This is a genomic window from Paenibacillus sp. Y301, assembly GCF_059445505.1.
Window position 1 is genome coordinate 105,304 of record NZ_JCAIUL010000014.1, and the last position, 19,202, is coordinate 124,505.

The following is a 19,202-nucleotide window of genomic DNA, read 5'->3' on the forward strand; positions in this document are numbered from 1 at the left end:
CGTGTGACCTCCTATTACTGATTTTGCATACCTATAATTATATATTAGATTATCCGTTTCTATCCTTCATATGGCATACACTATCGATACGCCGCGCATATCGACTGACAGTAGAAGGAGACAGCCCATATCGTCGTGCTACTTCCTCGAAGGTAGTCGGAAGACCAACCATTTTGAAAGCCCAATATTCAAGCGCTGCTGACCAACCTTCTGGATGGCGAAATTCTGGTGTATTAGGATAGCTCTTATGCAGGAATTCAGTCCATAAGTTCTGTATCTCTTGCTGTTGATTCAGATCCCATGAGTGAGTCATCATTTGCAACGTCTTATCTACGACCATATGCGATGGCTGTTCCCAATCCATAGGAAGATCGTTCGTTGTCGATACTTGTTGTTGAGATAACACTTCTTCCTGTATTGGGAAATCCAATAGCGATTTGTCAATCCCTAGTCCTTGTAGAACCAGCAGGGCTGCCTCTTTTAGCTGGGGATCCTCATCTGGATCAAGTAAAAAGGCTTCTAGTACCTGTTTTACCTCTTCATCTCCAATCCATGCAAAGGACTGAATCACTTGTAGTTTCGTCGCATGATCACCATGCCGTAACGCCCAGAAAAAAGACGAGCGAAGAAGCGGATTATGCTTAACTTCATCCGTGATTCCTTCACCATTATTCTCCCACAGCTTCATCTGTTCTTCAAAAGGTAGATGGTAATGGTAGCTGATCTTAGGTTGCTGCGTCTTCCCTTCTTGAAACTGTTGAAGCTGAGACAAGTAGAATCTCGGAACATCAGAATCTGGATCAAGCTTCGCTGTATATCGCCAGTATCTCTCTGCCTCAATATACCGTCCACAGTTGAATGCAGCTGTCGCCGTATAGTGATATAGACTCGGATCGCCACTTAGCTCTTCATCCTTCAGCAACCGACGGAAATGCCGATGGGCTAGTTCATGTTGACCTAAGATTCCCATCGTTGTAGCCAATTTAAATAAGTGCTCCTGATGGAATGGCACAGTAACCGTAAGTAAATGTACTAACGGAAGCAATTGTTCTAGATTGTTCTCATGTTGATAGAAGATGGCTAAATTACATAACCCATGTAGATTTCCCGGCTCCTGTTCTAACACCTGCTGGATCGTTTCCTTCGCTTTATCGAATAATCCAACGTAATAATAAGCAAGGGCTAAGTTATTACGTGCTGCTAAGAAATCAGAATAGTTCTCTACAATTTCTTCAAGTAGATCTACAGCTTGAGCGAACTTGCCCTGTTCTAAAAGTGTACGGGCATGTTCATGTTCCACCATGCCTTGGCGACTTTTTATTCGAGTCAATTTAGCTGGACGATCTAACTCATATAGGAGCAGATCCATCATTTCTTCAGCTTCATTTAGAAACTGACCGTCTGAATCCTCTTCTAGATAGGTGACTAATGCTTTCTCGGCTTCTTCAAATTTCTCCATATTAGCGAAATTGTTAGCCATATAGAAATAGCATTCCGTCATTGTTGGATCAATATGCTCTATAATATCGACAAGTACGGAATTGGAACCTTCGTAGTCCCCCATCTCTGACATGGTTCCGGCCATGTTACAATGATTCACTGGATTCTCTGGTTCATACTCTACCGCTTTACTGAAATATTTCAATGCCTTAGCATAATGATTGCGATCTAACGATTGAACAGCCCTCTCAAAGAAGAAGTTCGCGTCCAAATGGACCGGTATTATTTTATTGTGTAGGACATTTGTCCGTAGTGTATCATCGTTCATTGAAGCAAGGCACCTCCTTTTCCTACTAACCTATTGCTCCTCATAGTATACCACAAGTTCATGAGTCCTTTTAAGTAGGGAAGTTCTTCTTCATAAACGCAGAAAAGACACCGCATCTATTAAATGCCGGAGTCTTTAAATAAAGTCGCGATCGATCCACCTTCTATAATAATACGAGTTGCCTGTGCTAGCATTGGAGCTATAGATAGCACTTTGACCGATCCACTATAATTCTCGGGAAGTACGATAGAATCCGTCACAACAACTTCTTTAATGTTCGAATGATTCAAACGTTCTAAGGCATCACCCGAGAAGAGGCCATGTGTAGCACAGACATACACGTCTTCTGCTCCACGTTCCTTCAGCCCTTCCACTACATTCACAATAGTCGTACCTGTATCAATAATATCTTCAATAATGATAGGCGTCTTGCCCTCAACATCTCCGATCACATGCGTGATCACAGATTCATTATGTGAAGGTCTCTTCTTAATCATAATTGCAAATGGAGAATCAAGATGGTTCGCCAATTTCTCTGCTGTTGAAGCACGACCAGCATCCGGCGAGACAATGACTGGATTAGCAATATTCTTAGATCTCAAATACTGGCTAATTAAGTCTAATGCCGTTAAGTGATCCACAGGTATATTAAAGAACCCTTGTATGGCCGGGGCATGTAAATCCATCGTGATTACTCGGTTAGCACCCACTGTTGTTAGAACATCCGCTACCATTTTCGCAGAAATAGGTTCACGTGGTGCTGATTTCCGTTCCTGCCTTGCATAGCCGTAATAAGGGACAATAATGTTAACCGTATGGGCAGAGGCTCTTTTGGCTGCATCTATCATCACAAGCAATTCTACAAACATCTCATTAATCGGATGCGATAACGACTGAACTATAAACACATCACAATTGCGAATACTTTCCTCATAGTTAACATAGATTTCACCACTCTTGAACCGTGAAACCTTGACACTTCCCAATTCCACACCTAGTTGACTGCAAATATCCTTTGCAAGCTTTGGATTGGACGAGCCCGTAAAAATACGCATCTTGTGTTGCATAGCATCCTCCTGATTTCAAGACTATACCAGACTTGAGTTAAATCAATATGTAATTGTATTATACAGGATTAAGCTAGATTTCAAAAGGAACCTCAGTTCTTATCCGTTTCTCAAATACGGACAGTTGTCGATAACCCACTTCCCATAGTAAAGCCCTAGCTTGTTTCAAGTGTTCTCCAAGTTTTAGCGGATCATGTGCATCAGAACCCACGGTTACAGGTATACCCAGCTTAAACGCTTCTGATACCATTCGTTTACTAGGAAACATCTCCTCACAAGCTTTGGATAAGCCCGATGCATTTAACTCCATTGCCATCCCACTTTTCATTACAGCTTCGAGCGCAGCATGTTCTAGTGAAATTACATCGTTGTAGGCTTCCGGTTGTGGTTGGTAACCAAATCGTTTAATCACATCGATATGACCCATAATGTCATAGAAGCCAGTTGCGGTGGCTTTTTTTACAGCATCATAATATTGTTCATATACAGCAAGGATATTCTTGCCATCCCAGTTATGCGTCTGACGATAATCACTTATATCCCACTCTCCTAGAAAATGAACAGACCCTATCACATAATCCCAGGGATACGATGTAATGATCTGCTCAATCTCTGATTCATACCCTTCAATGTAGTCCCCTTCGAGTCCCAAACGTATATCAATCTGGTCCTTATAGCGCTCTTTAAGCGCAAGGCATTCTTCTACATAACGTGGAAGTTCTGCCATAGGCATAGCCATCTCTGGATAATATGTCGCAGGGTCCACGTGAAGCAGAGGCATATGATCCGATAGTCCGAGTTGGGATAATCCCATCTCAATACCTCTAAGAACATATTCCTCTAGTTCTCCGACTGCATGCCCACAACGGACGTGATGTGTATGATAATCGATCAGCATTGTACGTATTTCCTCCTTTAGTCGCGTCTAGGACGCTCGTGGCGCAGACTAAGTTCAGTCATAATCTCATCTAATGGAAGCTTCCGTTCTTCTAACAATACCAACAAATGATAGATTAGATCACTTACTTCAAGCCGTAACTCATCGTTATCTTTATTCTTAGCAGCAATGATTGCCTCGGATGTTTCCTCTCCGACCTTCTTCAGAATCTTATCGATACCCTTTTCAAACAAGTACGTAGTATAGGCACCCTCTGGACGTTCCTTCTCACGGTCTGAAATAATCTGCTCCAACTCCGCTAGCACAGCGAAACGATCGACACTTGAGGAAATTGTTGGTTTAACATCTTCTTTCTTTTCCACAGCAACTTCGTTAAAGAAACAAGTCACCTTCCCTGTGTGGCAGGCTGGACCCTGAGGTTGAACCTGAAGTAGCAAGGTATCTCCATCACAATCATAGCTCATGGAACCAATGCTTTGTGTATTACCAGAAGTAGCGCCTTTATGCCATAATTCTTTTCTAGAACGACTCCAGAACCACGTTTCGCCGCTTTCTACAGAAAGCTTAAGTGATTCCTTATTCATATAGGCCAGCATTAATACTTCTTTCGTTGTGATATCCTGTACGATCGCAGGTACAAGTCCCGCTTCATCCCAACGAATCTGTTCCTGTAATTGTTTCAATGAACTTTCTTGATTTAGGTTACTCATCTAATCTCCACCCCTTTTTGCTTTAAATCCAACTTCAAATCTTGAATCGTCATTTCTTTATAATGAAAAATAGTTGCTGCCAACCCTGCGTCAGCCTTACCACTTGTAAAGACGTCATAGAAATGATCCTTCGTTCCGGCACCACCAGAAGCAATGACAGGAATCCCGACAAGTCCAGATACAGCCGAAGTCAGTGGAATATCGAATCCATCCTTCGTACCATCGGCATCCATACTTGTTAAAAGAATCTCGCCCGCTCCTAAAGCTTCCACTTCTTTAACCCATTGTAATGCTCGAATGCCCGAAGGTGTACGGCCACCATGGGTATAGACTTCCCACTCACCCCAAGCCTCATTGTACTTGGCGTCAACAGCTACAACGATACATTGCGAACCGAAGCGAAGTGCTCCTTCAGAGATCAACTGTGGATTCTTCACCGCTGCGGTATTAATTCCAATCTTATCTGCACCCGCACGTAGAATTCTCTTCATATCGTCTACATGGGAGATCCCTCCGCCAACCGTAAACGGAATAGCAATTTCACCTGCCGTCTGTCGAACGACTTCGATCATCGTTGCCCGACCTTCAACAGAAGCTGAAATATCTAAAAAAACGAGTTCATCTGCCCCTTCGCGGTCATAAAGCGCCGCCAGTTCTACCGGGTCACCCGCATCACGTAGATTGACAAAGTTAACGCCCTTTACCACCCTACCATCCTTCACATCCAGACACGGAATGATACGTTTAGCTAGCATGCTTCTCTTCCCCTCTACCTTTAAATTCAATAGTTGCGTCAGTGTATAAGAATAGGTCCAGACTAGTCTATCCCTGCTGTTTGATCGCTTGTACCGCCGTCTCCAGATCAACACTTCCTGTGTACAATGCTTTGCCTACGATGGCTCCACCTATACCTTCATGGTGGTAAGCGCTAAGACTTAGAAGGTCATCTAAGACCGTAACGCCTCCAGAAGCAATAACGGTACGCCCACTGCTCACTGCCAAAGATCGGATGGCTTCAACGTTTGGTCCTTGCATCATTCCATCACGCGAAATGTCTGTAAAAATGAATGTCTCTGCCCCTTTGGAAGCTAGTTCCTTTGCCAACACTTCCGCTTTCACTTCGGATGTCTCAAGCCAACCTCGTGTAGCCACATAGCCATTTCTTGCATCAATTCCGATCGCTACCTTATCTCCAAATGTACCTAGAACCGCTTCGGTAAAGGGGCGATCCTCTATCGCTGCTGTACCGATAATGACCCGGCTCACTCCAAGTGCGAGTAACCTTTTTACATCTTCTAGGGTACGTAACCCGCCCCCCACCTGTACGGGTACATTTACCCCCTTAGTAATTGCACCAATAATAGCGTCATTCACAGGATGGCCAGCCTTGGCACCATCCAGATCAACTAGATGTATGTATGTTCCGCCTTGTTCCTCCCACTCTTTTGCTACTTTCAATGGATTATCATTATAGATGGTTTCTTGGTTATAATCTCCTTGCACTAGCCTTACACATTTCCCATCACGAATATCAATAGCAGGATAAATGATAAAAGAAGACATCTTCGGTAGCCCCACTTTCTTCTTGATCTATAGTAAATACAATCCTATAATTTCAGTTCATTTAATTCGTTCATTCTATTCGTTCTTACATCACTTTCTATACACGTGCTTCCTTCACGGGCTCCCCCGTAAGCTTAAGGAAATTTCGCAACAAGCTCATTCCAAGATCCCCGCTCTTCTCTGGGTGGAATTGCATCCCAAAGACAGAATCCCGTCCCACAATCGCCGTTACCGGCTGTCCATAATCCGTTGTTGCCAGAATATCCGTCTTTACTTCCGGAAGGACATGATAGGAATGTACAAAGTATACGTATCCTTCCTCCAGCCCAGTGAATAATGGACTCTCCTCTTCACGATACTGAAGCTTATTCCATCCCATATGTGGCACTTTATAATCGCCACCTTTGAATCGAACCACTGAGCCTGGCAGAATGCCGAGGCCATCGTGACTACCATGCTCATCGCTGCTGCTGAATAGCAGCTGCATGCCAAGGCAGATGCCAAGCAGCGGCTGATTGCCAGCTGCGGCCTTTTGCACTGTGGCATCGAGCGAGCTCTGCCGCAAATGCACCATAGCGTCGCCGAAGGCTCCGACGCCTGGCAGAATCACACCATCGGCGGATAGAATCTCGCCTTCGTCGCTACTGATGAGCGCATCATATCCGAGTCGCTCGATCGCCTTGCTCACGCTATGAAGATTCCCTATCCCGTAATCTACAATCGCGATGGCCACGACTACAGCACTCCCTTCGTGGATGGTACACCTGTAACACGTGGATCAATGCTCGTCGCTTCATCAAGCGCGCGTCCTAACGCTTTAAACACCGCCTCAATCATATGGTGTGTGTTCTGTCCATAATGTACAATCACATGTAGCGTAATACGAGCTTCAAGCGCAAACTTCCACAGAAACTCATGAACTAGCTCTGTAGAGAAACTGCCAACCTGCGATGATGGATACTCTGCACGGTATTCGAAGTGTGGTCGATTGCTAACATCAATGATTACTTGTGCTAAAGCCTCATCCATCGGTACGAAGACACTAGCATAACGTTTAATACCACGCTTATCCCCTAGAGCTTCTCGAAGGGTCTGCCCTAAGCAAATCCCGATATCCTCCACCGTATGATGGTCATCAATCTCAATATCACCCATAGCCTTCACAGAAAGATCGAACTGACCATGCTTCGTAAATAAATCCAACATATGATTTAAGAAAGGGACATCTGTCTCCATTTCTGAAACCCCAGTACCATCTATGCCAAAAGAAAGCTCGATATTCGTCTCATTCGTTACACGTTTCACACTTGCTGTACGCAAGTTCTCATTCACATTATTGTCCATTATGAATACCCGCCTTTCCTTCCTTTTCTAGCCGAACCTCAATCGCTCTAGCATGGCCTTCTAACCCTTCATGTCGCGCAAGCTCCATAATCATTGCACCGTTCTGTAACAACGCTTCTTTACTATAATAGATCATACTTGATTTCTTAATGAAATCATCGACGTCCACTGGTGAAGAGAATCTTGCTGTGCCATTCGTCGGAATAATGTGGTTAGGACCTGCAAAATAATCACCCACAGGTTCAGAACTATACGGTCCGAGGAAGATAGCTCCAGCGTTCTCTACACTTCCTACATAAGACATCGGGTCCTGAACAACGATCTCAAGATGCTCAGGGGCTAGTCGATTCACGACCGATATTCCTTCTTCAATAGATTCCACCACAATAATGGCTCCATAATTCTCAATCGATGCACCTGCGATATCTCGACGCGGTAACAAAGCTAACTGACGTGTTACTTCTACTGAAGTCGCTTCTGCGAATGCTTGTGAGGGTGTCACAAGGATGGCAGAGGCCATCTCATCGTGTTCTGCCTGTGATAACAGGTCAGCCGCAACATAGACTGGATCTGCTGTCTCATCAGCCAATACGACGATCTCACTCGGTCCAGCAATGCTGTCGATATCGACAGCACCATACACTTCACGTTTCGCAAGAGCCACATATATATTTCCGGGTCCACATATTTTATCAACGGGAGCTATGCTTTCGGTTCCGTATGCCAAAGCAGCGATGGCCTGTGCTCCACCTACTCTATATATTTCATTTACACCCGCTTCAGCAGCAGCAACAAGAATATAAGGGTCAATGCCCTCTTTTCCATTCGTTGCGGGTGGAGTAACCATAACAATCTCAGGCACACCAGCTACTTGGGCTGGGATAACATTCATTAAGACAGATGATGGATAAGCAGCCTTACCGCCGGGAACATAGACGCCTACACGTTTGAGTGGGCGAATGATTTGTCCTAAGATGGTCCCGTCCGGTTGTAGATCCATCCAAGAGTTTCTCTTTTCCCGCATATGGAATGCTCTAATATTCGCCGCTGCAGCTGAAATTGCCTGAACGAAGGATGGCTCCACGTGATCATACGCAGCCTTCAATTCCTCGGGAGTAACCCGAAGCTGTTCAGAAGATAGAAACGTCTTATCATACTGTTCGGTATAACGTAGGAGGGACGCGTCACCTTCTGTTTTGATATCACGTACAATTTGTTTAACGGTGGCATTCTGTTCAGGCGTGCCATAGTCCACTTCACGCTGTAAATTAAAGTCTTGAATCGGTACAATTTTCATCCTTATCCGTTCCTCTCCCAAGGGTTACCTATTACTGTTTACTTGTTGCCATGCATCCGCTCTATGCTTCTTTTATAACTTCACACTATTGATACTGGGTACGGGAATGACCTGTTGGAGAAGATCGCACAACGCTTGAATCTGAGTGTTCTTCATTCGATAACTCACACGGTTCGCGATTAAACGACTCGTAATTTCAAAAATACTCATCATCTCAACGAGTCCATTATCCTTCAGCGTCTGCCCCGTTTCTACCATATCCACAATCCGATCGGCTAATCCGATCAAAGGTGCTAACTCAATTGACCCATTCAATTTGATGACTTCAACCTGTTGTCCCTGTTCGCGGAAATATTGGGAAGCGACATTGGGATACTTCGTAGCTACTCGTTGCTGAATACCTGGTTCCCAATTAGGCAGTCCTATAACGGACATTCGACAGCGTGCTATGCCAAGATCAAGCAACTCATATACATCTCTACTCTCTTCCAATAGAACGTCCTTACCAACGATGCCGATATCAGCTACACCATATTCTACGTATGTCGGTACGTCCACCGGTTTGGCTAGAATAAACTCCATCCCCATCTCCGGCAATGGAACCACCAGTTTACGTGATTCATCTACTTCTAATGGAATGGCTAATCCCGCTTGACGAAATAAGGCTGCTGCCTTCGTATATATACGCCCCTTGGGCATTGCCACTTTTAACGTTTCACTCACGAACTCATCCCCTCCAATCCTTTGGTATGTATTACTTCTGTGTAGTGTACGTGATCGTTTGGCTATATCCTGTTCTTTCTTTATTAGCATTCTGTTCTTCGGGTAATGATTCATAACTACCATTAGCTGCTGTTACTAATTCTGTAATGACGATCTGCCCCTCACTCCGAAGACGATTCGCTTTCGCTAGTCCCTCTTGACGCCGATCTGCATCATACTGAATTAATATTGGCTTCTCATCTGCATCTTGGAATCCATGTACACCATCTAGAATTCGATTCGTCTTAAGTGCAAAGCCTGTAGCTGGGATAGCTCGCCCGAATTGCTGTAGTAGATTATCATATCGTCCACCGTTACATACAGGGAACCCTAATTCGGATGCATACCCCTCGAATGTCATGCCTGTATAATAGGAGAAGTCACCAATCATCGTTAGATCAATCAGTACATGTTGTGAGACACCATAGGCTTCAAGCACTTCCCATACCTTACATAAATGATCAATCGATTCTCTAGCCCGTAGGTTAGAGCTTAGCTTCAACGCCTGCTCACATATTTCCTTACCCCCACGTAATCGCACGATACCATCAAGTACGTTCCCCTGTGCTTCAGGCAATTGTAGCTTACGAATGGAATTACGGAATCCCACATAGTCCCTACGCAGAAGACCTTCCTTCAATGATTCTTGATCTTCGTCACGTCCAGGAACAATCTCCTCAAATAATCCATGTAGAAATCCAACATGACCCATAGCAATTTTAAAAGAAGCAACCCCTGCTGACTTTAACGATTCAATTGCAAGTGCAACTACTTCTGCATCCGCTTCTGCTGAAGCATCTCCAACTAATTCAACACCTGTCTGGAAGAACTCTGCTTCTCTACCCGCTTCCTCTTCAATCGTCCGAAATACGTTGGCATGATAAGATAAGCGGATGGGAAGTGACTCTTCCTTCAATAGAGAAGACACTACTCGAGCAATAGGTGCTGTCATATCAGAACGAAGTACCATTGTGGTACCGCGGTTATTAAGCAATTTGAAAAGTTTCTGGTCCGATGTGGAACTTGCCACACCTACCGTATCGTAATATTCCATCGTGGGTGTCATAATCTGCTGATAACCCCAACGGTTCATACAATCTAGGACATTCCGCTCAATCTTTCGTAACTTCTTTACTGCATACGGTAGATAATCCCGGACACCCGTCGGTTTTTCAAACCCTTTTGGCTTTGACACTATATTTCACCTCAACTTAGAGAGTATAAACATTTATTCGTCAGATACTTTAGTACGGTAATGATCTACCATACTACCAAAGTAAAGAATTTCTGCTATTTTAACATGATTATGTCATTATCGTCAATGGGACTATTCCTATTATTCCTAAGAATTAAAGGACAGACTTACGAGTGGTTGACTCATCGGAAGACCTATCCATGGTGGAAGTTGCCCTTTGGGATTTTCGCGTTAAAGAACGTGGAATATTTCCGAGGAAAACCCATGACCACGAAACTCTTTTGAAATAAAACTGTGATATTCCCCAACTCACAAACAATGCCACCAATAAGCCACCGTATATAAATATAAGATATTCTATTGATTCCGGTGCTATGTGATAACGAAATCGGCGATATTGGGCGAGAATAAAGGGATGAAGTAGATATATGGCAAAAGAAAGCTCACCCATTCTTGTTAAAAAGGCTACAACTTTACCAAAATACTTCCTATATATAACAAAGGTTGCGTGTAAAAGAACTACCGCAGATAACATCGAGTGAATATTCCAGATTAATTCATACCATAACGTATCGACTGCTTTTCCAGTTGTTCTCGTATAGAACCATAATTGCACATGTATGAATGCGATGGCTAACCAACCTATCCAGAGTGTAACTGACCATACCTTTTGTCTCTCCGTTAAAAGCTTCCACGGATTCATCAGCCATGGTTTTATGCTGCTAAAGTTTATAGCGATGTACGCACCCATCATATAGTAAGTAAAATACGTAATTGCATAACTTCCCTTATTAAGAAGCTGTAACTCATACTTGTTATAAAATACAAAAGCCCATTGAAGAATAAGTCCTATGGGTATAGCCCATTTGACGAATACTGGTTTCGATTGAAATAGTTTTAATAAGAATGGGAATAAAATGTAGAACTGAATGCTAATAAACACAAAATATAAATGGGTATAGGCAGTGCCGGTTAGCAGATCCCCACGTAATTCAATCCAAAGATTACTATATGGGATCCCTTTTAACTGTCCTAATGTGAATTTCGTGTATACAAAGTATGCCGTGGATGCGATAACATATGGCAATAATATATATAACACTCGCCGACCATAGAACCGAGAAAGTAGTCTTACGGTGATTGGACGATCGTAGTAGTTATAGAACAGCACAAATCCACTCAAAAAGATAAAAGATGTTGTCCCAAATTTAAAGAAAATATTCATAAAATTATATACATAGTAAAATGGCGATTCCATAGCTTGCACTCCAGCAGCATAGGAGGATGCATGAACATGAAGAACTCCTATTAAAGCCAGTGCACGATATACGTCTAACTGTGGCAACCGCTCTTTTCTAATTAAGTTCAAAGAAAGTACTCCTTTTCAATAAAATATAATATCCCCTAAAGTGTCCCCTTAGTGTAAACTTCCCATTACATCATATAAACTCATGATGTAACCTTTGAATAAGGCATAATATTTCCAACTAGGCTAACCTCTAACAAATAGATCCCGAGCACTACCATTATGTATGTTCATATAACAAGTAACCCCAAGGTTCCCTCAGAATGGTTGGAAATCATTCTGAGGGAACCTTGTAGCAGAACCGGTAATGCCATCCCTTTTTAAAAGACAGCACCTCTCCCTATGGAAAAAAACCCAAAGTAGTTTACTCTGGGTTCACCAAGTTATGCGCTATAGGATATGGATTGTCGCTATCATTTACTTCTGATGAAGTTGTCTGGGTTCTCAATTCACGCAAAGGATTACCGCCAACAAAAGCACCGGCAGGCACATCTCTATGTACTACAGAACCAGCTGCTATCATAGCTCCATCTCCGATCGTTATCCCTGGTAAAATAGTCGTGTTCGCACCTACCATGACATTCTCACCGATATCAACGTCGCCAAGGCGGTATTCCTGAATCAAGTATTCATGTGCCAAGATCGTTGTATTATAGCCAATTACAGAATTATCACCAACAGATATTTTCTCTGGAAAAAAAACGTCCACCATCACCATTAGGCCAAAAGCCGTGTGCTTGCCTACTTTCATCCCTAACATATGGCGATAAATCCAGTTCTTCACTTGAAGTATAGGGCAGTAACGAGCAATTTGGATAAAGATGAAATTTTTGACCCCTTTCCAGGGACTGACCGTTCTGTAGATCTGCCACAGTGAATTTGGACCTTCCACCGGATACCGGGTTACCTTTCTCACTTCATCTTACTCCTGTTCTACCAGAGAATATAAGTCGTTCATCGAATGCAGTATATAATCAGGATTATACTTATTAAGGACATCCTCACCTTTTAAAGACCACGATACACCTGCCGACCACGCACCAGCAGCATTGGCAGCTTGAATATCTACAGGGCTATCTCCGACCATTAACGTATTACGGGGATCAGCACCTAGTTCCTGCATTGCTTTAAGTACAGGCTCAGGATGTGGCTTGGGATGCTCAACATCAATAACCGTTACAATAGACTTCATGTACTTGGTCAGCCCGAACATCTCTAGCACTTTTAAGGTACCAGGGCGATTCTTTGTTGTAACTACCCCCATCGTGATTCCCTTTAGGTGTAGTGCTTCAATGACTTCTAACACCTGTGGAAATGGCTGAACCATATCGTCATGAATCAGATCATTATAAGTTCTATATTCCTGTACCAAATGAGTAACGTCTTCAACCCCAGAGAATATTTGCATCTGTTTCTCTAACGTCATACCCATCTTGGGGATAATCTGATCCCTTGTTAGAAGAGCTTGTGAATGGTTCTCTAATACATGTATAAAGGAGTCAATGATAAGCTCATTGGTATCAATAATAGTTCCATCTAAATCAAATAAAATGGTGTCAATCATGCAGTCGTTACTCCTTTTTACCCTTAGTTGGCAACTCTTCCTCATGTACCACAGTTTCAGTAGGAATTACCCTCTTCGTTTCTTTATGTGTAAACATTGCTTCAGGCATATTGTCTACATTTATCTTAGTTGAAACGATAGGGTCTAGATAATGTTCTTGACCTTTAACCGTTACACGGCGATAGATAATGATGGCTATACTCACAATAACAAATAAAATGGCTAATAGCTGCGATATTCTTACATTTCCGTATTCAACATCTAAATTACCATATTCAAAGCCTATCGCCTTCATAGGACTCCACATCCCATTTACTAATGAAGCCAACCACTCTTGACCTTGAAAAGCTAAACTATCCGTACGCAATCCTTCAATAAAGAATCTTCCGACAGAATACCAGATGAAATAGGACAGGAACAATTCTCCTGCGCGTAGAAACTTCTGCCGACGTAGAATCAGCAATAATCCTAAACCAACTAGGTTCCATAACGATTCATATAAGAATGTTGGGTGATGGAACACGCCACTCACATTCATTTGATTCACAATGAAGTCGGGTAGATGTAAGTTATTTTGTAAAAAGGATTTCTCTATAGGGCCACCATATGCCTCTTGGTTAACGAAGTTGCCCCAACGCCCAATAATTTGACCAATAATCAGACCAGGAGCACATATATCTAGAATTCTCCAGAGTCCATACCCTTTATGCCGGGTATAGAAAAATGCGCATATAATAGCACCGATCAACGCACCATAAATGGCAATACCGCCATTCCATATTTTGAATACATCTACAAAGTTATCTTTATATTCATCCCATTTAAAAGCAACAAAGTAAATTCTAGCGCCAATAATGGATGAAGGAACACCAATTAACAAAAGGTCCATAAAAAACTCAGAGGAAATATTAAATCTCTTTCCTTCTCTAATCGCTACCATTAAACCTGCTAATGCACCAAGCCCTAGAATTAATCCATACCAGTGAACTTTGAGTGATCCAAGAGAAAAGGCTATAGGATCAAGTAATAATGTGGCCATTTTTCACGCTCCTAATCCATATCGTCAATATCTTCTGCTATCGTGGCCGTTAATTTGTTAGTAAATTGTAGCGCAGCATTTAGGCCCATTTGTTTCAAACGGTAATTCATAGCAGCCACTTCTATAATAACTGCAAGGTTACGTCCTGGTCTAACCGGAATGGTCACTAATGGAACATCTGTATCAATAATCCGTGTTGTTTCTTCATCAAGACCTAGACGATCATATTGCTTATCCTGTTGCCAATTCTCCAATCTAACAACTAACGTAATTCGTTTGTTGTTACGAACGGCACCCGCACCAAATAGAGTCATCGCATTAATAATACCTACTCCACGAATTTCGAGCAAATGCCTAATGAGCTCAGGAGCTGTACCATGAAGCTGATTATCTGAGGTTTGTCGGATCTCAACGGCATCATCTGCAACGAGACGATGTCCTCTCTTGACCAATTCCAATGCAGTCTCACTCTTACCAATACCACTAGTCCCTGTAATCAACATCCCTACACCATATACATCACATAATACACCATGGATTGTTGCTGTCGGTGCTAGCTTTCTTTCCAGAAACCCTGTTATCTTACTTGAAAGAATAGTCGTTGCCATGCTGCTTCTCAGCACAGGTAAATTCTTTTCATTGCTAATATCAATCAACTCTTGTGGAACCTCTAATGACCGAGTGACAACGAAGCAGGGGGTCAGATCTGAACAGATCCTCTGCATACGTTCTTTTCTCTCTTCTGCCGTTAACATCGCAAAGAAAGCTAATTCAGTCTTACCCAACAATTGTACACGCTCTTGTGGGTGATATTCAAAGTAACCTGCCATTTCTAGACCCGGTCTATTTAAGTCATCCACCGTAATAGTACGTTTGAGACCTTGTTCTCCCGCAATGACTTCTAGTTGAAATTGTTGAACCAATTCGGATACCTTAACGTTTTTAACCATCTCATATCTCCCTTTCACATTTCTTATGTAACTATAATTACAAGAATTCATATGATATTAAATTAAGCTATTTCATTGTACCCATCGTAATTGAAATCGCTACCGAATGCAATCTCTGAACTATAGTACGATAACCAGAGACTTCATATTAGACAAGTAGAAACGGCAATGCCGTCCTTTTTCAAAGACGGCACCTGTTTCTACGGAAGTTATAAGGGACAGGGTATCAAGAATCTATTTCATCATAATGCCAATCGTTTTAGATGCATCGACGATGATGGAATGGATTCAAGTGAAACTTATCCTTAGCTATTTAAAAAAAACCGCCCATCAGGGCGGTCTTCATATAATCTATTTATTATTTTCCGATTAGAACATTCAATTCTGATTCTTTATCGAAGATATGAATTTTGTTCATGTCAATTGCTAAGCGAACTGTGCTACCATCACGTGTAGTAGAACGTCCGTCTACACGAGCGATAACCGTATCGTTACCTAGACCGCTCAAGTATAGTAACATTTCATGTCCAAGGTTCTCAGTAACATCAACATTAGAAGTAAAGATCGTGTTTGGTGATGCTTCCAAGAATACAGGCTCTTCATGAATATCTTCAGGACGAACACCCATAGTTACTTCTTTACCAATCATACCTTTAGCTTTCAAGATTTGAGCTTTGCCACCAGGAACTTCAACATCCAATCCATCAGCACGGAAACGGACAGAACCATTTGACTCGCTCAAAGTACCATTGATAAAGTTCATTGTAGGAGATCCAATGAAACCTGCTACGAAAAGGTTAGTTGGGCTATTGTACAACTCTTCAGGAGAAGCAGCCTGTTGAATAATACCATCGTACATAACTACGATACGGTCACCCATTGTCATAGCTTCTGTTTGGTCATGCGTTACATAGATACAAGTAGTTTCAAGGCGCTTAACCAGTTTAGTGATTTCAGCACGCATTTGACCACGAAGTTTAGCATCCAAGTTGGAAAGAGGCTCATCCATCAAGAAGACTTGTGGATCACGAACAATCGCACGACCCAAGGCAACACGTTGACGTTGTCCACCAGAAAGTGCTTTTGGTTTACGTTCAAGCAAATGCTCGATGTCTAGAATTTTTGCTGCATCACGTACTTTTTTATCGATTTCATCTTTCTTCACTTTACGTAGTTTCAATCCGAACGCCATGTTCTGATATACACTCATATGAGGATACAATGCATAAGATTGGAATACCATCGCAATATCACGGTCTTTAGGAGCTACATCATTTACAACACGATCTCCGATATAAAGTTTACCTTCTGAAATTTCTTCTAGACCAGCGATCATCCGAAGTGTAGTTGATTTACCACAACCAGATGGTCCTACTAGAACCAAAAATTCCTTATCTTTAATATCAAGATTGATATCTTCTACTGTTGCTTTATCTGCACCTGCATATTTCTTGAAAATATGTTCTAAGCGTACTCCAGCCATTATAATTTCCCCCTAAGTAATATTAGTGAAATCGGATACATTTGATACTCTTATATTACCCATAAATGCCTAGACTGGCTATCCACAAATTGCACAAAAATGCTAATTTCTTTTCGTCACTTTATACAATAGCATTGTGAGTTTGACCAGAACAGCATCACTAAAGCTTCGAACATCGAGTCCTGTCTCATTCTTAATTTTATCTAATCGATAGAGAAGCGTATTCCGATGAATGTACATTCTCTTGGCTGTCTCACTTACATTACAATCTAGTTGAAAAAAGGTTTCCAAAGTCGATAGTGTCTCCGGATCAGTAAATAGAACTGAGTGGTCACCCACCTGTTCTAGAAACCCACCTCTTTGCTTGTCCGGTATACTGCTAACAAGACGTTCCAGCACTAATTCCCAAGGCAAGTGTATGTGCTCAGCAATATGAAAGGTTTTCCCTAAGAAAATAGTCTCTCTCATCATAAGTACTGTGCTAGGAAGTGCTGGGAGTGGATCTAATGAATGCATAACAGAGAGATGGAACACGCCAACCCACTCACTAGCCACCAGCTCATGCAGACCAAGACAGAAGGCAGATAATATCTCAGCGTCCGTTTCTTCTAGTTCGTCCTCTTTATCATCATTACCTCCGAGAACCAACTCTCTTTGGGCTAAGATCAACCATTCATAATCCTTCAGTGGTATCAGCAGTAATTCACCATCGAAATAACTTACTAACAATCTCTTCAACGTAATATAAGGTATATCAGGTAAATGGACACCCTCACATTTCAGTAAAAAAGGGACCATTTGTGTAGTCATACGCTTCCTTATTGAAACATTTTCTGGGGTCTCATCATTCAGTTTACCTAACTCTAACTGTGATTCTATCCATGAGCTTAATTCTTGAACTTCTCTCTCTTCCTCATCTTGAGGAGATAACGATTGCTCCATCTGAACCCGAACATTAGCGAGTATGAGTTCCATAAATTGAACTTCCTCTAAGCTTAATGCATTCAACTCTCCAGCTAAGACAGACATTCGCCCATCTCGACTATACAAGGGAAACCATACTTCACCCTCGTTCACAACAGAATCCATAAGCGTACTATTCTTATAATTAAAAAAAGAGCTAGAATCCTGCTTAGTCAATTCTTTAATCGTGAGAGGAATACCTACAATTTGTTGCAACTTCTGACGCAGTGTCTCCATCTCCATCATCGGTTATCACCTACCACTTTACCTTTTTCTTCATATAGTAACATATCCAGACTAAAAAGAAGAATAAACAAAAAAGTCACCCACCTATAAAGGTTGATGACTTTTCGTCTGTTAGTGATGAGCCATGAAGGATTCGAACCTTCGACACCCTGATTAAAAGTCAGGTGCTCTACCAACTGAGCTAATGGCTCATAATACTGGTGGAGGATGATGGATTCGAACCACCGAACTCGTAGAGAGCAGATTTACAGTCTGCCGTGTTTAGCCACTTCACTAATCCTCCGTAATAACAAGGTGGCTCGGGACGGAATCGAACCGCCGACACGAGGATTTTCAGTCCTCTGCTCTACCGACTGAGCTACCGAGCCATATTAAATTTAAAAAATAAAAAAATGGCGGAACCGACGGGATTCGAACCCGCGATCTCCTGCGTGACAGGCAGGCATGTTAGGCCAACTACACCACGGTTCCCCATTTGTAAAGATGGTGCCGGCGAGAGGACTTGAACCCCCAACCTACTGATTACAAGTCAGTTGCTCTACCAGTTGAGCTACACCGGCAAGTGTATAATTCCAATAAACCTAAGTAAAAAAATGGTGGAGGCTGAGGGGATCGAACCCCCGACCCTCTGCTTGTAAGGCAGATGCTCTCCCAGCTGAGCTAAGCCTCCTGGGCTGTAATATGTATGGTAGCGGCGAAGGGGATCGAACCCCCGACCTCACGGGTATGAACCGTACGCTCTAGCCAGCTGAGCTACACCGCCACATTAAACACCTATTACATATTCATGAAAAAATCAATGGCGGAGAGAGTGGGATTCGAACCCACGCACCGTTTACACAGTCTAACCCCTTAGCAGAGGGTCCCCTTATAGCCACTTGGGTATCTCTCCAGATTATTCATGAATCAGAGATTGAATCCCTGAAAACTAGATACGAATGAATTTGCAGTTCGAAACTTTCATTTGCTTCTGAAGCCTAAACTTCAGAATATTAGGATAAGCCCTCGACCGATTAGTATTGGTCAGCTCCATGCATTGCTGCACTT

The 19,202-nt window shown here is 42.5% G+C and carries 18 protein-coding genes and 8 tRNA genes; all 26 read right to left on the bottom strand.

All coding sequences use genetic code 11. From position 1 onward, the window contains the following. Positions 1-49: 49 nt before the first annotated feature. The 26 genes from AC1D69_RS20230 to AC1D69_RS20355 all read right to left on the bottom strand — a co-directional run bounded on the left by AC1D69_RS20230 (position 50) and on the right by AC1D69_RS20355 (position 19,047). Entirely contained in the window at positions 50-1,768 is a 1,719-nt protein-coding gene (locus AC1D69_RS20230; protein ID WP_495457944.1) for a tetratricopeptide repeat protein, read from the bottom strand. A gap of 119 nt (positions 1,769-1,887) precedes the next feature. Then, positions 1,888-2,835 carry a ribose-phosphate diphosphokinase gene (locus tag AC1D69_RS20235; protein ID WP_495457945.1) on the bottom strand — a complete coding sequence of 316 codons (948 nt, stop codon included), beginning with the start codon at positions 2,833-2,835 and terminating at the stop codon, positions 1,888-1,890. A gap of 73 nt (positions 2,836-2,908) precedes the next feature. Next, complete coding sequence (hisJ, locus tag AC1D69_RS20240; RefSeq protein ID WP_495457946.1) at positions 2,909-3,733, bottom strand: histidinol-phosphatase HisJ; 825 nt, start codon at positions 3,731-3,733, stop codon at positions 2,909-2,911. A 17-nt stretch (positions 3,734-3,750) separates the two neighbouring features. Next, complete coding sequence (gene hisIE / locus AC1D69_RS20245; protein ID WP_495457947.1) at positions 3,751-4,443, bottom strand: bifunctional phosphoribosyl-AMP cyclohydrolase/phosphoribosyl-ATP diphosphatase HisIE; 693 nt, start codon at positions 4,441-4,443, stop codon at positions 3,751-3,753. Continuing rightward, on the bottom strand, positions 4,440-5,198 hold the full coding sequence (gene hisF, locus AC1D69_RS20250) for an imidazole glycerol phosphate synthase subunit HisF (protein ID WP_495457948.1): 759 nt from the start codon (positions 5,196-5,198) through the stop codon (positions 4,440-4,442). Before hisF ends, hisIE begins: the two co-directional genes overlap by 4 nt. Positions 5,199-5,265: 67 nt before the next feature. Then, on the bottom strand, positions 5,266-6,006 hold the full coding sequence (gene hisA, locus AC1D69_RS20255; protein ID WP_495457949.1) for a 1-(5-phosphoribosyl)-5-[(5-phosphoribosylamino)methylideneamino]imidazole-4-carboxamide isomerase: 741 nt from the start codon (positions 6,004-6,006) through the stop codon (positions 5,266-5,268). A gap of 97 nt (positions 6,007-6,103) precedes the next feature. After that, complete coding sequence (gene hisH, locus AC1D69_RS20260; protein ID WP_495457950.1) at positions 6,104-6,739, bottom strand: imidazole glycerol phosphate synthase subunit HisH; 636 nt, start codon at positions 6,737-6,739, stop codon at positions 6,104-6,106. A 2-nt stretch (positions 6,740-6,741) separates the two neighbouring features. Further along, positions 6,742-7,350, bottom strand: coding sequence for an imidazoleglycerol-phosphate dehydratase HisB (gene hisB / locus AC1D69_RS20265; protein WP_495457951.1), 609 nt, complete (start codon positions 7,348-7,350; stop codon positions 6,742-6,744). Further along, entirely contained in the window at positions 7,340-8,647 is a 1,308-nt protein-coding gene (hisD, locus tag AC1D69_RS20270) for a histidinol dehydrogenase (protein WP_495457952.1), read from the bottom strand. The genes hisB and hisD overlap by 11 nt, the downstream gene beginning before the upstream one ends. Positions 8,648-8,719: 72 nt before the next feature. After that, entirely contained in the window at positions 8,720-9,370 is a 651-nt protein-coding gene (gene hisG, locus AC1D69_RS20275) for an ATP phosphoribosyltransferase (RefSeq protein ID WP_495457953.1), read from the bottom strand. A 31-nt stretch (positions 9,371-9,401) separates the two neighbouring features. After that, positions 9,402-10,604 carry an ATP phosphoribosyltransferase regulatory subunit gene (locus tag AC1D69_RS20280; protein ID WP_495457954.1) on the bottom strand — a complete coding sequence of 401 codons (1,203 nt, stop codon included), beginning with the start codon at positions 10,602-10,604 and terminating at the stop codon, positions 9,402-9,404. A gap of 154 nt (positions 10,605-10,758) precedes the next feature. Continuing rightward, on the bottom strand, positions 10,759-11,973 hold the full coding sequence (locus AC1D69_RS20285) for an acyltransferase (RefSeq protein WP_495457955.1): 1,215 nt from the start codon (positions 11,971-11,973) through the stop codon (positions 10,759-10,761). A 301-nt stretch (positions 11,974-12,274) separates the two neighbouring features. After that, positions 12,275-12,826, bottom strand: a complete 552-nt coding sequence (locus AC1D69_RS20290; protein ID WP_495457956.1) for an acyltransferase — start codon at positions 12,824-12,826, stop codon at positions 12,275-12,277. A gap of 6 nt (positions 12,827-12,832) precedes the next feature. Further along, positions 12,833-13,474: a pyrophosphatase PpaX gene (ppaX, locus tag AC1D69_RS20295; protein ID WP_495457957.1), complete on the bottom strand. Its 642-nt coding sequence runs from the start codon at positions 13,472-13,474 to the stop codon at positions 12,833-12,835. A 7-nt stretch (positions 13,475-13,481) separates the two neighbouring features. Then, a complete protein-coding gene (gene lgt / locus AC1D69_RS20300) occupies positions 13,482-14,513 on the bottom strand; it encodes a prolipoprotein diacylglyceryl transferase (RefSeq protein WP_495457958.1) in 1,032 nt (343 codons plus the stop codon). A gap of 11 nt (positions 14,514-14,524) precedes the next feature. Beyond that, on the bottom strand, positions 14,525-15,463 hold the full coding sequence (gene hprK / locus AC1D69_RS20305; protein ID WP_495457959.1) for an HPr(Ser) kinase/phosphatase: 939 nt from the start codon (positions 15,461-15,463) through the stop codon (positions 14,525-14,527). Between the two features lie 358 nt (positions 15,464-15,821). Then, positions 15,822-16,946 carry an ABC transporter ATP-binding protein gene (locus AC1D69_RS20310; RefSeq protein WP_495457960.1) on the bottom strand — a complete coding sequence of 375 codons (1,125 nt, stop codon included), beginning with the start codon at positions 16,944-16,946 and terminating at the stop codon, positions 15,822-15,824. A gap of 102 nt (positions 16,947-17,048) precedes the next feature. Continuing rightward, positions 17,049-18,155, bottom strand: a complete 1,107-nt coding sequence (locus tag AC1D69_RS20315; protein WP_495457961.1) for a PucR family transcriptional regulator — start codon at positions 18,153-18,155, stop codon at positions 17,049-17,051. A gap of 118 nt (positions 18,156-18,273) precedes the next feature. Continuing rightward, positions 18,274-18,346 (bottom strand) — tRNA-Lys (locus AC1D69_RS20320). A 7-nt stretch (positions 18,347-18,353) separates the two neighbouring features. Continuing rightward, positions 18,354-18,438, bottom strand: a tRNA-Tyr gene (locus AC1D69_RS20325). Positions 18,439-18,450: 12 nt separating this feature from the next. After that, a tRNA-Phe gene (locus AC1D69_RS20330) sits at positions 18,451-18,523 on the bottom strand. A 25-nt stretch (positions 18,524-18,548) separates the two neighbouring features. Next, a tRNA-Asp gene (locus tag AC1D69_RS20335) sits at positions 18,549-18,626 on the bottom strand. Positions 18,627-18,639: 13 nt separating this feature from the next. Next, a tRNA-Thr gene (locus AC1D69_RS20340) sits at positions 18,640-18,715 on the bottom strand. Positions 18,716-18,749: 34 nt separating this feature from the next. Further along, positions 18,750-18,825, bottom strand: a tRNA-Val gene (locus AC1D69_RS20345). A 16-nt stretch (positions 18,826-18,841) separates the two neighbouring features. Next, positions 18,842-18,918 (bottom strand) — tRNA-Met (locus tag AC1D69_RS20350). A 37-nt stretch (positions 18,919-18,955) separates the two neighbouring features. Then, positions 18,956-19,047 (bottom strand) — tRNA-Ser (locus AC1D69_RS20355). Between the last annotated feature and the right edge of the window lie 155 nt (positions 19,048-19,202).

What these genes read in the sequence shown, in the direction of transcription:
- hprK (WP_495457959.1), bottom strand. Translation starts at nt 15,463, where the DNA reads ATGGTTAAAAACGTTAAGGTATCCGAATTGGTTCAACAATTTCAACTA.
- hisJ (WP_495457946.1), bottom strand. Translation starts at nt 3,733, where the DNA reads ATGCTGATCGATTATCATACACATCACGTCCGTTGTGGGCATGCAGTC.
- hisA (WP_495457949.1), bottom strand. Translation starts at nt 6,006, where the DNA reads ATGTCTTCTTTTATCATTTATCCTGCTATTGATATTCGTGATGGGAAA.
- AC1D69_RS20235 (WP_495457945.1), bottom strand. Translation starts at nt 2,835, where the DNA reads ATGCAACACAAGATGCGTATTTTTACGGGCTCGTCCAATCCAAAGCTT.
- hisF (WP_495457948.1), bottom strand. Translation starts at nt 5,198, where the DNA reads ATGCTAGCTAAACGTATCATTCCGTGTCTGGATGTGAAGGATGGTAGG.
- ppaX (WP_495457957.1), bottom strand. Translation starts at nt 13,474, where the DNA reads ATGATTGACACCATTTTATTTGATTTAGATGGAACTATTATTGATACC.
- hisD (WP_495457952.1), bottom strand. Translation starts at nt 8,647, where the DNA reads ATGAAAATTGTACCGATTCAAGACTTTAATTTACAGCGTGAAGTGGAC.
- AC1D69_RS20310 (WP_495457960.1), bottom strand. Translation starts at nt 16,946, where the DNA reads ATGGCTGGAGTACGCTTAGAACATATTTTCAAGAAATATGCAGGTGCA.
- hisIE (WP_495457947.1), bottom strand. Translation starts at nt 4,443, where the DNA reads ATGAGTAACCTAAATCAAGAAAGTTCATTGAAACAATTACAGGAACAG.
- hisB (WP_495457951.1), bottom strand. Translation starts at nt 7,350, where the DNA reads ATGGACAATAATGTGAATGAGAACTTGCGTACAGCAAGTGTGAAACGT.
- AC1D69_RS20230 (WP_495457944.1), bottom strand. Translation starts at nt 1,768, where the DNA reads ATGAACGATGATACACTACGGACAAATGTCCTACACAATAAAATAATA.
- AC1D69_RS20315 (WP_495457961.1), bottom strand. Translation starts at nt 18,155, where the DNA reads ATGATGGAGATGGAGACACTGCGTCAGAAGTTGCAACAAATTGTAGGT.
- lgt (WP_495457958.1), bottom strand. Translation starts at nt 14,513, where the DNA reads ATGGCCACATTATTACTTGATCCTATAGCCTTTTCTCTTGGATCACTC.